Origin of the sequence: Streptomyces scopuliridis, assembly GCF_042790125.1 — a bacterium.
Classification (GTDB): Bacteria; Actinomycetota; Actinomycetes; order Streptomycetales; family Streptomycetaceae; genus Streptomyces; species Streptomyces scopuliridis_A.
In genome coordinates, this window is sequence record NZ_JBHTZS010000015.1 from 76,415 (window position 1) to 89,087 (window position 12,673).

Annotated in this window: 11 protein-coding genes; 9 read left to right on the plus strand and 2 right to left on the minus strand. The window is 70.4% G+C overall.

Annotated features, from left to right (window positions below):
• Positions 1-29: 29 nt before the first annotated feature.
• Together ACFRKB_RS23120 and ACFRKB_RS23125 are read right to left on the minus strand one after the other, a co-directional pair.
• On the minus strand, positions 30-797 hold the full coding sequence (locus tag ACFRKB_RS23120) for an ABC transporter permease (RefSeq protein WP_383108243.1): 768 nt from the start codon (positions 795-797) through the stop codon (positions 30-32).
• Positions 794-1,750, minus strand: a complete 957-nt coding sequence (locus ACFRKB_RS23125) for an ABC transporter ATP-binding protein (protein WP_383108245.1) — start codon at positions 1,748-1,750, stop codon at positions 794-796. Before ACFRKB_RS23125 ends, ACFRKB_RS23120 begins: the two co-directional genes overlap by 4 nt.
• A gap of 351 nt (positions 1,751-2,101) precedes the next feature.
• Here ACFRKB_RS23125 and ACFRKB_RS23130 point away from each other — a divergent pair, with 351 nt between their 5' ends.
• The 9 genes from ACFRKB_RS23130 to ACFRKB_RS23170 all read left to right on the plus strand — a co-directional run bounded on the left by ACFRKB_RS23130 (position 2,102) and on the right by ACFRKB_RS23170 (position 12,597).
• Positions 2,102-2,305 carry a hypothetical protein gene (locus ACFRKB_RS23130; protein ID WP_383108247.1) on the plus strand — a complete coding sequence of 68 codons (204 nt, stop codon included), beginning with the start codon at positions 2,102-2,104 and terminating at the stop codon, positions 2,303-2,305.
• A 102-nt stretch (positions 2,306-2,407) separates the two neighbouring features.
• The gene (locus ACFRKB_RS23135) at positions 2,408-2,593 is read left to right on the plus strand and encodes a hypothetical protein (protein WP_030350807.1); all 186 of its coding nucleotides are present in this window, start codon (positions 2,408-2,410) and stop codon (positions 2,591-2,593) included.
• 123 nt (positions 2,594-2,716) lie between these two features.
• Entirely contained in the window at positions 2,717-4,594 is a 1,878-nt protein-coding gene (locus ACFRKB_RS23140) for an alpha/beta fold hydrolase (RefSeq protein ID WP_383108248.1), read from the plus strand.
• Positions 4,591-5,199, plus strand: a complete 609-nt coding sequence (locus ACFRKB_RS23145; RefSeq protein ID WP_383108250.1) for a hypothetical protein — start codon at positions 4,591-4,593, stop codon at positions 5,197-5,199. Before ACFRKB_RS23140 ends, ACFRKB_RS23145 begins: the two co-directional genes overlap by 4 nt.
• Positions 5,200-5,396: 197 nt before the next feature.
• Positions 5,397-6,173 carry a class I SAM-dependent methyltransferase gene (locus tag ACFRKB_RS23150; RefSeq protein WP_383108252.1) on the plus strand — a complete coding sequence of 259 codons (777 nt, stop codon included), beginning with the start codon at positions 5,397-5,399 and terminating at the stop codon, positions 6,171-6,173.
• The gene (locus tag ACFRKB_RS23155) at positions 6,170-7,873 is read left to right on the plus strand and encodes an ABC transporter ATP-binding protein (RefSeq protein ID WP_383108254.1); all 1,704 of its coding nucleotides are present in this window, start codon (positions 6,170-6,172) and stop codon (positions 7,871-7,873) included. The genes ACFRKB_RS23150 and ACFRKB_RS23155 overlap by 4 nt, the downstream gene beginning before the upstream one ends.
• 55 nt (positions 7,874-7,928) lie before the next feature.
• Positions 7,929-9,449 carry a phytoene desaturase family protein gene (locus tag ACFRKB_RS23160; RefSeq protein WP_383108255.1) on the plus strand — a complete coding sequence of 507 codons (1,521 nt, stop codon included), beginning with the start codon at positions 7,929-7,931 and terminating at the stop codon, positions 9,447-9,449.
• A 266-nt stretch (positions 9,450-9,715) separates the two neighbouring features.
• The gene (locus tag ACFRKB_RS23165) at positions 9,716-11,215 is read left to right on the plus strand and encodes an extracellular catalytic domain type 1 short-chain-length polyhydroxyalkanoate depolymerase (protein ID WP_383108257.1); all 1,500 of its coding nucleotides are present in this window, start codon (positions 9,716-9,718) and stop codon (positions 11,213-11,215) included.
• A gap of 134 nt (positions 11,216-11,349) precedes the next feature.
• A complete protein-coding gene (locus ACFRKB_RS23170) occupies positions 11,350-12,597 on the plus strand; it encodes a cytochrome P450 family protein (protein ID WP_383108258.1) in 1,248 nt (415 codons plus the stop codon).
• The last annotated feature ends 76 nt before the right edge of the window (positions 12,598-12,673 follow it).

Here is a 12,673-nt window from a genome sequence, read left to right on the forward strand (position 1 = left end):
TCGCTTCCTCTTCCCCGTTGGTCATGCTGTCAGTCTCTGGGCTCCCAGCGGAACCAGCGCCGTACGCCCCAGGTCGCCAGGGCGGTCCAGGCAACGATCGTCGCGACCCTGATGAGTGTGGAGCCCAGTCCCGCATCTTCTCCGGTCCAGCCTGACTGGACCAGGCTGATCGCGGGGGTGAGCGGGAAGTATCCGAGGACGTCTCCGAAGATGTCCGGCAGAACACCCATGGGGACAAGGGTGCCTGAGGTCAGCAGGAGGAAGAGGAAGCCCATCGTGCTGACTCCCTGGGCGCTCTCCGCGGTGCGCGCCACGGCGGTGGTGAGCGCGGCCACGGCGGTGGTCAGCAGGGCGCCGAGCAGGATGCCGAGGAGCGCCAGATGCGGGGCCGCGGGCGCGCCGAGACCGGCGATGACCGTGACGGCGGCGGCGATCAGGGCGAACTGGAGGACGGCCACGACGACCATGGGTACGGCCGGACTGGCCAGGATGACGGTGTCGTTGACCTCGCCCGTGCGCAGCCGCTTCAGGAGATGGTCCTCGCGGCGCAGTACGTAGACGCCGGTCAGGGGCGCGTACAGGGCCATCACCAGGACGATGCCGGCGGAGGTGGAGATCATCACCTGGCCCATGGCGAGGCCCGCGCCCGCCAGGTCGTACTGGTCCATGAAGGTGGTCGTGCCCATGGTGATCAGTACGGGGATGACCAGCACGTTGAACAGGTTGGTCTTGCTCCGGGCGAAGAGGCTCAGTTCGACCCGGCTGAGCGCGGTGAGGTGTGCGACGGCGGTGCTCATTCGGTTTCCCCCGAGGCGGTCCGGGCGACGCGCAGGAACGCCTCCTCCAAGGAGGCGGAGCTGGCGTCGAGTTCCTTCAGGTCGATGCTCTTGTGGCGGGCCCAGAACAGGACTTCGGTCGTGGTGTGCTGGAGGTCGTCGGTGGACAGCTCGATCCGGCCGTCCTTGCCGGCGGCGACGGTCGCCCGCAGGTCGCCGGCCGAGGGGAGGTCGTCGGTGCCGAGGCCCGGCGGAAGGCGGAAGCTGAGGGTGGAGGGGTGGGCGGCGACGATCTCGGGCACTGTTCCGGATGCCGCGATCTCGCCCTGGTGCATGATGGCCAGATGGTCGGCGAGCCCTTCGGCCTCTTCCAGGTAATGCGTGGTCAGGACGATGGTGGCGCCGTCGTCGTTGAGCCGCTCGATGATCCGCCAGGTGTCGTGGCGGCCCTCCGGGTCCATTCCGGTCGTCGGTTCGTCGAGGAAGAGGAGATCGGGCCGGCCGAGCGTGGCCATGGCGAGATCGAGACGCCTCTTCTCGCCGCCCGACAGGCTCTTGACGGTCACATCGCCGCGGTGCCCGAGCCCCACCATCTCGGTGGCCTCCGCGACGGGGCGCGGGTCGGTGGTCACGGATGCCCACATGCGGACCGTCTCGTCGACCGTGAGGTCGGTGGCGAAGCCGCCGTGCTGGAGCATGACGCCCGTCCGCGGCCGGGTGTGCTTCCGGTCGGTAAAGGGGTCGTGTGCGCCGAAAAGGCGAATGCTGCCACCGGTGGGGCGGGCGAGTCCTTCGAGGAGTTCGACCGTGGAGGTCTTTCCTGCGCCATTTGTCCCGAGCAGAGCGAATATTTCGCCCTTCGGGACGGTGAAGGTGACGCCCCGAACGGCGGCGAAGCCCCGCTTGTCATCGGGCCCGTATCGCCGCCAAAGGTCTGTGACCTCGATCACATTTTCTGCTCCATTGGCATCCATGGGCGAAATCGTCGCCGATGAATGACGTCCATCTCGATGAGAACTGTCATGGCCTCTGATGACGGACGTCATATCGCTTTGTGACACATGTCAGTAGACGGACGATCGCATTCCGAATATCACTGTGACCTACGTCATACTGGCCTTGTTGGCACGGGTGCTTTCATCCAACCGCACGGCAGGGGGATCGCCGCTTCGGTCGCGGAGGTTTACCCGCGTATAACGCACCGAGAGCCACCAAATGACCGGTATCGGTCTTATTCATGGCCGGATTTCAGTGCGTGCGTATCGCATGTGCATCCAGCGCGTGTAACGCGTGCATCCAACACATAGCAGAAAGCGGAGCATCCCATGGTGGAGATCGTCTCGTACTTCAACGAGAAGCTGGACCTCGGCGCCATCGACCAGGGCGAGTCCAACTCGGAGCAGGGCCCGGTTCTGGCGACCCCGGCCGCCGCCCTCGCCGCCATCGGTGGCGCCAAGGTCGTCGGAGCGTTCGTCGGTGGCGCGACCCTCGTCGGTGGCGCGTACGCCGTCGGCAAGGCTGTCGGCTAAACATCGCCGTCGGCTGGAACATCCCCGTCGGTGGTTTCACACCACCTGCGCGGAAACGCTCATTGTCATTCACCAAATCGAACTGTTGGTAGGAGGAAAAGCATGAACAACATCATCGAGGCAGTGAACGAGATGGACATTCCGGCGGAGGGAAAGGTATTCCCCGACGCCACCCCGGTGCTTGCCACCCCGGGTGCGTTCCTGGGCGGCGTGGCGGTCTCTTCCGCCGTCATCGGTGCCTTCGAGCTCGGTCGCGGCGGCGGTTCGGCCCCGGCCACGCAGCTCTAGTCACGGGCAGCATCACAGGCAGCATCTGAATGCAATTCTGCCGGGCCAGAGATGCGTTCTGGCCCGGCAGAACCCTATCCACTCTACGGGAGCCGTCCCCAGGGCGGTTTTGAAAGGAACCCTGTGAGATTCGCACGAAGGATCGCTTCGGCAGTCTTCGGTCCTGTGCCGGTGTCCCGGGACGGGGCGGTGGGCGTGTCGGAGCGGCTGGCCGCGGTCACCACACTGACCTCGTCGATCGAATATCTGTCCCAGCGCAAGGAATTGCGCAAGGGCGGCCTCAACGACTGGGACATCGTCAAGGACGTCCAGGCCGCCTCGACGCCCCTCGTACGGAAGGCGCTGCACGCCGTCAGCGGACGCCGGACGACGACCGCCCTCCATGTCGCCCGCGCCGCCGTCAGCGCGGGCATGCTGCTTCCCGGCTCCTCGCGCTGGCGCGGCGCCGGAAGCCTCTTCCTCGGCACGACCTCCGCGCTGCTCTACCCGCGCCACCGCTACGGCACCGACGGGTCCGACCAGGTGGCCATCCTCGTGCAGACCGCCACCGGCGCGGCCCGGCTGGTGCGGTCGCCGGAGGCCAAGGACGCCCTGATCTGGTACGTCGCGCTCCAGTCCAGCCTGTCGTACGCCGTGTCCGGCTGGGTGAAGCTGCTCGGCGAACCCTGGCGGGACGCCTCCGCGCTCGGCGGGATCATGCGGACCAGGACCTACGGCCACGAGCCGATGTTCCGGTGGACACAGGACAATCCACGGCTCTCGCGCTATCTCACCCACAGCGTGCTGGCGCTGGAGTGCCTCTTCCCCCTCGTCTATCTCGCCGGCGGCCGGCTGGCGCGGCCGGTGATCACCAGCGCCGCCGCGTTCCATGTCACCAACGGGTTCCTCATGGGCCTGGGGCGGTTCGTGTCCTCCTTCGTGGCCATGCACCCGATGGTGGCGTACACCGCGACCCACCGCGGCCACCCGGCCGTCGAGGGCCGGGACAACCGCGCACCGCTGACGGCCGCGAGCCTGTTGGCCGGTGCCGCCGCGGTGGCCGGTGTGGTCGCCATACAGCGTCGTCTCCGTACGGTGGAGGGCTGGCACACCACCCGGACCCTCACCACCCGCAACGGCAATGAGCTCCAGTACGAGATCATGTCGCAGGGAGACGCCGACAAGCCGGTGATGGTGTTCGCCGCCGGAATGGTCGCCACCTCCGAGCACTTCTCCTGGGTGACGGAGAAGCTGGCCAAGGAGACCGGCTACGGCGTCGTGACCTACGCCCGCGCCGGATACGCCGGCAGCCGCCGCGCGTCCGACGCGGCCTACACCCTCGCCGAGTCCGTCGACGACCTGGTCGACGTCGTGGAGAGCGTCTCGCCGAAGCGCCGGGTCATACTCGTCGGCCACTCGCTCGGCGGTGAACTCGCCCGCCGCGCCGCACTCCAGCTCGGGGACCGGGTCCACGGCGTCGTCTATCTCGACTCCTCCCACCCCGACGAGCTGAACCGCTCCAAGCAGCAGAGCGACACCGCCAGGCGGCTGAGCGAGTCCCTCACCCAGATGGTGTGGTTCCTGCGGGCCGGCACCGGCATCCTGATGTCCCGCCCCATCTGGGTGGACGCGCTGCCCGAGGCGTACCGCAAGAAGGCGTTCGCGCAGTACACGGACGTACGGATGTGGAACGCCGGGCGCCGCGAATGGGCGGCGGTGGAGGAGGACTTCCGCGCCTACGAGGGCGAGCTGGAGCCGCTGGACACCCACGCGCTGGTGGTCTCCGCGCAGCAGACCGTCGACCGGGACCCCGACCAGCTGCTGATGCACAACGAGCTGGCCGAGGCGCACCGCGGCGACGGCCGGCGGACGGAGGTCGTGGTGATCGAGGGCGCCGACCACGACACGGTCCTGACGCAGAGCCGCTTCGCGCACCAGGTGACCGAGCGCATCGTCGCGTTCTGCGACGCCGGACCGCGGACCGACGCGACCACGGACGAGCACGAGGGGGCGGCCAAGTGAGCACATCACCACGGGAGATCGGCAGGAACCTGTTCACCGGGCCCGGCTCCGGCTGGCGCATCGCCGGCGCCGTGATGCTGGTCAGCACGATCGCGACCCAGCACCCGAACCAGCTGTTCAACCGGCTCCAGCTGAAGGACACCTTCTCGCTGCTGCCCAACTGGCGGTTCTTCGCGCCGACCCCGGCCATGCACGACTACCACTTCCTCTACCGCACCCGCGGCACGGACGGGGAGACCTCCGCCTGGAAGGGCGTCGACGTCATCGCCGGACGCAAGATGCGGCAGATCGTCTGGTTCCCCACGCGGCGGCCGGAAAAGGCGATCTTCGACATCTGCAGTGAGATCCTCCATGTGATCGACAAGGGGTTCTCCGTCATCGTGCGGACCTCCGCCTACCGGACGCTCACCGAGTATCTGCGGGCCACGATCCAGGAGCGGGAGGACGCCCGGCGGATCACGGGGTTCCAGTTCGCGCTGGCCCGTGCCACCGGGTACGACGAAGGCCACGACCCCGAGGTCGTGTTCGTCTCGCCGTACACCCCGTTGGACCCCCACACGGACACGCCAGTGAAGTCGGACATCAAGAAAGCGGTCAAGGCATGAGTGTTGGTGCGTACGTCATCCTCGCGATCGGTGCCGCGATCGCCGCGGCCATCGCGATCGGAGTGCTGAAGAGGTAGCCGCCGTCGACCGCCGCCCCTTCCCCCACGAGGGGCGGCACCCGCAGTACCCGAGGAGTCCCTGATGAACAAGACCCCGGTCGGCCTGGAACTGCACAGGAACAGGAAGAGGAGTCACCAGTGAACGCGATAGCCGACATAGGTTACGGCCGCCAGTTCGACGGCTGGTACGACCGGCTGTTCCCGAAGGACGGAGCGGCGGCCGGGGTCGCCAAGAAGATCGCCGACCTCCACCCCGATCACTCCACCGGCACCCTGGAGTTCGGCGTCGGCACCGGCCGGATCGCCGTACCCCTGTCGGGGCATGTCGGCCGGGTGACCGGGGTGGACTCCTCCGAGGAGATGCTGGCCACGCTGCGCGCCGAGCCCGGCGCCGCCGGGGTCGAGCCGGTCCACGGCGACATCCGTACGTACACCTCCGACGAGCGGTACGGGCTCGTGTACTGCGTCTGCGGAACGCTCTCCATGCTGCTCACCCCCGAGGACCAGCAACTGGCCGTGCGGCGCGCGGCGGACCTGCTGCGACCCGGCGGCCGGCTTGTCATCGAGACACACAACAAGCCCGCCGTCCTCGCGCTCCACGAAGGCCGCACCCGCGACACCTATTTCACGCCATATCCAGAACCGGGCACCGGTCTCCAGACCCACTCCACCCTGCTGCCCGAGGGCTCCCTCTGGCTCTGCTCCCACGTCTGGTACGAGTCGGACGGGACCACCCGCGTCGGCTCCGAGGCGTCCCGCCTCACCACCCCGGACGAGATCGACGCGTACGCGCGCAACGCCGGGCTGGAGCCCGAGCAGCGGTTCGCGGGCTGGGACGAGTCGCCCTACAGCGAGCAGTCGGCGATGTTCGTCTCGGTCTACACCAAGGCCGCCGACGCCGAGGCCGCGGCGTGAACGTCTGGTCGATAGCCCGTGGGCACCGCGTGCTCCTGCTGGCCGGCACCGTCCTGGGAATCCTGGGTTCCGCGGCCACGCTGGCGCAGCCGCTGGCCATCGGCGAGATGATCAAGGCCGTCGCCGGTGACCGCTCGCTGTTCGTACCGATCCTGCTCGCGGCGGCGCTGTTCGTGACGGACGCGGCGCTCGCCGCCGCCCACGCCTACGCGATCGGCCGGGCCGGCGAGAACATCGTCTTCGACATCCGCCATGTGCTGACCGCGCGGCTGCTGCGCTCCCGTACCGCCGCGTTCGCGCGCTGGGAACAGGGCGACGTCTTCACGCGCATGGTCACCGACACCTCGCTCGCGCGCATCTGCATGGCGCAGGCCCTGGCGCAGATCGTCACCAGCGGATTCATGGTCATCGGCGGCATCGCGCTGATGGCGTGGATCGATCCGCTGCTCCTCGCCGTGACCCTGCTGTGCCTGGGGCTCGCCAGCGTCGTGTCGCTGCTGCTGGCCCGCCGGGTACGGAAGGTGGCGGTCATCAACCGCGAGGACACCAGCGACTTCGGCTCCGCGCTGATGCGGGTGCTCGGCGCGATGACCACCGTCAAGGCGTCGCGCGCCGAGGACCGCGAGACCGAGCGCATCACCGGCTTCGCGCGGAAGGCGCGCCGCTCCGGGGTCCGGGTCTCGGCGCTGTCCGCGATGCTGACGCCCGCCATGAACGTCGGTACGCAGGTCGCCCTGACGGTCGTCATCGCCTGGGGGATGGCCCGGGTGGCGACCGGCGCGATGCCGCCCGCGGACCTGACCTCGTTCATGATGTACCTCTTCTATCTGGTGTCGCCGCTGGTGATGCTGTTCATGTCGATCGCCCAGTTCCAGCAGGGCCGCGCGGCCCTGGACCGGATCGGCGAACTGGCCGGCATCGAGCAGGAGGAACTCGACCCGGACGCCGCTCCCGTCGCCACCCGGGGCCACGCGATCGCCTTCGACCGCGTCTCGTTCACGTACCCCGGCAGCGAGGAGACCGTCCTCGACACGGTGTCCTTCACCGTGCCGGAGAAGGGCCTCACCGCGATCGTCGGCCCCTCGGGAGCGGGCAAGACCACCGTCTTCCAGCTCATCGAGCGCTTCTACGGGCCCGACTCCGGCACCGTCCTGCTGGGCGGGACGGATACGGCGACCATGCCGCTGGAGCAGATACGCGGCCAGATCGGCTATGTCGAGCAGGACCACAGCCTGATGCGGGGCACCATCCGCGAGAACCTCACCTACGCCGCGCCCGACGCGAGCGAGACGGATATCGCGGACGCGCTGCGCATGGCCCATCTGGGCGAGGTGATCAGGGCCCTGCCCGAGGGCCTGGAGACCGAACTCGGTGAGCGCGGCGCGGGGTTGTCCGGCGGACAGAAGCAGCGCCTGGCCATCGCGCGCACGCTGCTGCAACGGCCGCACATCGTGCTGCTGGACGAGGCCACCGCCAATCTGGACAGCGAGGCGGAGGACGCGCTGCGGGACACCATCACCGCCATCTCCGGGACCTGCGCGGTGATCGCGATCGCGCACCGGATCTCGACCATCACGCAGGCGGACCAGATCATCGTGCTGGACCGCGGCGGTGTCCGGGCGACCGGCACCCATACGGAACTGACCACGACGGACGATCTGTACCAGCGGCTCTCCAGGCACCAGGAGGTCGCGGCGTGACAGCGTCGGGTGCGTCGGGTGCGTCGGGTGCGGGGGTACTCCGGGAGGGTGTGGCATGACAGCGGACGCCGCCGTCGTCGGGACCGGGCCCAACGGGCTGGCCGCCGCCGTCACGCTCGCCAGGGCCGGCCTCACCGTCGAGCTCCACGAGGCCAGGGACACCATCGGCGGAGGGCTGCGCACCGAGCCCCTCTTCGATGACGACGTCGTCCACGACATCTGCTCCGCCGTGCATCCGATGGCCGCGGCCTCACGCTTCTTCCGTGAGTTCGACCTCGGTGCGCGCGGGGTCGAACTGCTCCACCCCGAGATCAGCTACGCGCACCCCCTCGACGCCGGCGACGCCGGGCTCGCCTACCGCGACCTCGACGCCACCTGTGAACATCTCGGCCGCGACGGACGGCGCTGGCGCCGGCTCATGGCGCCGCTGCTGAACCATAGCGAGGGCATCGTCGACCTGATCCTCTCCGGCGGGCGCGGGCTGCCGCGCGACCTGCTGGCCCCGCTGCTCCTCCCCACCAGGGCGCTGGCGCACGGGACCCCGCTCGCCGCCGGGCGGTTCGCCGGCGAGCGGGCGAAGTCCCTGCTCGCCGGTGTCGCCGCGCACTCCATCGGCAGACTGCCCACCCTCGCCTCGGCCGGGGTCGCCCTGCTGCTCGGCCATCTCGCGCACGGCACCGGCTGGCCGCTGCCGCGCGGCGGGAGCGCCCGTATCGCGGAGGCGCTGGCGGCCGACATCACCGCGCACGGCGGTACGTTCCACACCGGCCGCCCCATCGGCGATCTGCGCGAACTCGGCGGTGTGAAGGCGGTGTTCCTGGACACCAGCCCCAAGGGCTTCACCGCCATCGCCGGTGACCGGCTGCCCGCGCGGTACCGGCGCCGGCTCGACGCGTTCCGGTACGGGCCGGGGGCAGCGAAGGCCGACTTCCTGGTGTCGGAGCCGATCCCGTGGGCCAACCCGGAGGTCGGCAGGGCCGGTACGGTCCATCTCGCGGGCACCCAGGCGGAGATGTTCCGCCAGGAGACCCTGACGGCCAGGGGCATCGCCACCTCCGAGCCCTTCGTCCTGCTCGTCGACCCGGCGACCACCGACCCGGGGCGCGCCAGGCCCGGCAAGCGGCCGGTGTGGGCGTACGCGCACGTACCGAACGGCGACGACACCGATCCGCTGGAGATGGTGCGCGCCCGCATCGAGCGGTACGCGCCGGGGTTCACCGACACGATCGTCGCCCAGCGCGGGATCTCCGCCGCCGCGTACGAGGCGTACAACCCGAACTACGTGGGCGGGGACATCGGCGCCGGGGCGATGACCCTCAAGCAGTCGCTGCTGCGCCCCACTCCGCGGCTCGACCCCTACCGGACGCCGCTGCCGGGGGTCTATCTCTGCTCGGCGTCGACGCCGCCGGGGCCCAGCGTCCACGGCATGTCCGGCCATCTCGCGGCTCTTTCGGCGCTGCGCCGCGAATTCGGGATCCGGGAGCGGCCGGAGCTGGGCGCGGGACGGGCGGCGGACCCGGCGGATTCCGGTCAGGCGTTGTCCATGTGGCCGGAGCCCACGACTCCGCGGGATTGATGGCGGTCCGGGCCGTGCTGCGCGGCCCGGACGCGCCCCCTAGTGTCCGTACCCCGTCAAGGGAGACGGATACGAGGGGAGCCGCGATGCGAGAGAGCACCGAGAGCACCTGGACGAGGCACACGGCGGGGCGAACTGCCCTACGAGGTAGGGCGCGACGAAGCCCACGAGGTACGGCGCGACGCAGCACGGCGCGACGCAGCACGGCGCGACGAAGCACGGAACGACGAAGCACGGAGCGACGACTCACCACGGCGGGGCTGCTGTTGGCCCTCCTCGTCGCCCTGCTCGGCGCGGGCGGCCCCGGGTTCGTCCCCGAAGCACGGGCCGCGACGCTCACCGAAGTGACCGGCTTCGGTACGAACCCCGGCAATCTGCGGATGTTCCGCTACGTCCCGGACGGCCTGCCCGCCGGACGGCCCCTCGTGGTGGCGATGCACGGCTGTACGCAGTCGGCGGCGGCGTACGACTCGGAGACCGGCTGGACGAAGTGGGCGGACCAGTGGGGCTTCGCGCTGCTGCTGCCCCAGCAGCAGTCCGGCAACAACCTCAACTCCTGCTTCAACTGGTTCGAATCCGGTGACATCGCGCGCGGCTCGGGCGAGGCGCTGTCGGTCAAGCAGATGACCGACCGGATGAAGAGCGACCTGGGCAGCGACCCCGCCCGCGTCTACGCGACGGGGCTGTCCGCGGGGGCCGCGATGACCAATGTCGTGCTCGCCGCCTACCCGGACGTCTTCGCCGCCGGGGCACCGGTGGCCGGGCTGCCGTACGCGTGCGCGACCAGCGTGCTCGCCGCGTACACCTGCATGAACCCGGGGACGAACCTGTCGCCGTCGGCCTGGGCCGGCAAGGTCCGTGCCGCGTACCCCGGTTACGTCGGACCCTGGCCCACGGTCTCGGTCTGGCAGGGGACCACGGACACGACGGTCGTCCCGGCCAATCTGACGGAGACGGTGGAGCAGTGGACCGCGGTGCACGGTACGGACGCGACGCCCGACGCCACCGACACCGTGGCCGGTTATCCACACGCTGTGTACCGGGACGGCGCCGGCCGGGACGTGGTGGAGACGTACTCGCTGACCGGCATGGGCCACGGCCAGCCGGTCGACCCGGGCACCGGCCCCGAGCAGTGCGGCACGGCGGGCGCGTACATCCTGGACGTCGGGCTGTGCGCCTCGTACCGGATCGGTCTGTTCTGGGACCTGGACGGCGGCGGATCCCCCGGTCCGGGGCCCGAGCCCGGCGCGGGGAGCGTGGTACTGCCGAGCCTGGCCGCGGACGACGGCTATGTGAAGGCGTCCGCGACCGGTGACGGCCCGGCCGTCGGCACGCTCGAAGGAAGCCTCGGGGTCGCGGTCGGCCGGGGCACGGACGGGCTGCACAACCGGACCCTGTTCTCGTTCGACACCTCGTCCGTCCCGGACGACGCGCGCGTGACGCGGGCGTTCGTGACGGTGACGCGCGCGAGCGGCGCCGGTGACCCCTGGGCGGCGGGCAACCGGCTGCTCCTGGACGTCAGAACCGGCTGCTTCGGCGCGAGCTGCGCGACGGCCGCCGACGACTGGTCGGCTCCGGCCTCGGCCTCCGGGGCGGCGGAGATCGGCGCCTTCACCTCGGGAACGAAGTCGTCCACGGCCTTCACCACGGTCAACCCGGCCGGCATCACACAGACCCGTCTGCGCCTCGCCTCGGCACCCGCCGCCACGGCGTACGTCTTCCTCAAGTCGGGCGCGGGGGCGACGCTCACGGTGGAGTGGGAGTAAGCGGAATAGGAGTAAGCGGAGTAGGAGTAAGTCCGGAATGAAGCGTGGAGGGGTCCCCGGTTATCGCCCCGGTTCTTGGTAGGCTCGGCGCGAGAGGAAACGGGGAGCGATCCCCGATTATCCAGGGAGCCACCATGCGCGCAGACCACCTCGCCGAACTCACCTCCGCCGCCCCCGACTTCTTCGCCGACCCCTATCCCGCCTACCAGGCGCTCCGCGCCGAAGGCCCCGTCCGCCGCATCCGGATGCCCGCAGGCGAGGCGGTCTGGCTGGTCCTCGGGTACGACGCCGTGCGCGCCGCGCTCGGGGACACGCGGCTGCGCAACGACATTCGGCACTCCGCCGAGTTCGACAACGACGGCGGTTACGCGATCGGGCGCAACATGCTCCAGGTCGACCCGCCCGATCACACCCGGCTCCGCGCGCTCGTCTCACGGCAGTTCACCGCTCGCCGTATCGCGGAGCTGGAGCCGCGCATCCGGCGCATCTCCGCCGGCCTCCTCGACGCGATGGCCCCGGCCGGCGGCGCCGATCTCGTCGACGCGTACGCCTTCCCGCTGCCGATCACCGTCATCTGCGAACTCCTCGGCGTCCCGGCCGCCGACCGCGAAGCCTTCCACCGCTGGTCGAGCGCGATCGTCGCCGTCAACGAAGCCGAGGCCGCGGCGGCCGGCGCGGCAGCGATGACCGAATATCTCACCGGGCTCATCGAGGGGAAGCGCGATCCGGCCCCCGGGCAGGACGCGGACCTGCTGCACGCTCTCGTCCGTACCCACGACTCCGACGACTCCGACGGCGGGGACGGCGGGGACGGCGGGGGCGGCGGGGCGCGCGATCGGCTCGCGCCCGACGAACTCCTCGGCATGGCGTTCCTGCTGCTCGTCGCCGGGCACGAGACGACCGTCAACCTCATCTCCAGCGCCGTCCATCTGCTGCTGCGCCACCCGGACCAACTCGCCGCCCTGCGGGCCGATCCCGGGCTGCTGGAGGGCGCGATCGAGGAGACGCTGCGGTACGAGCCGCCGGCGCAGATCGCCGCGTACCGCTACACCGCCGAGCCCATGACCCTGGCCGGTACGCCGATACCGCGCGGCGAGCGCGTCGTGCTCTCCCTCGCCGCCGCCAACCGCGATCCGGCGCGCTTCGCGGACCCCGAGCGCTTCGACATCCGCCGTGACCCCGCCGTCAACCGCGCTCAGCTCGCCTTCAGCCACGGCATCCACCACTGCCTCGGTGCCCCGCTCGCCCGGCTCGAAGCGTCCATCGCGCTGCCCGCGCTGCTGGACCGCTTCCCGGACCTCGCCCTCGACGACGCGACCGCGGCCCCCGAGTGGCGCCCGAGCCTGCTGCGCGGACTGCGTACGCTCCCGGTGCGCTGGTGACGGCGGGGAGGCCGAGCACGCGGGGGCGCCGGGGCGCCACACGACGCGGGCCGCCGCCCACCGGTCCGAGGACGCG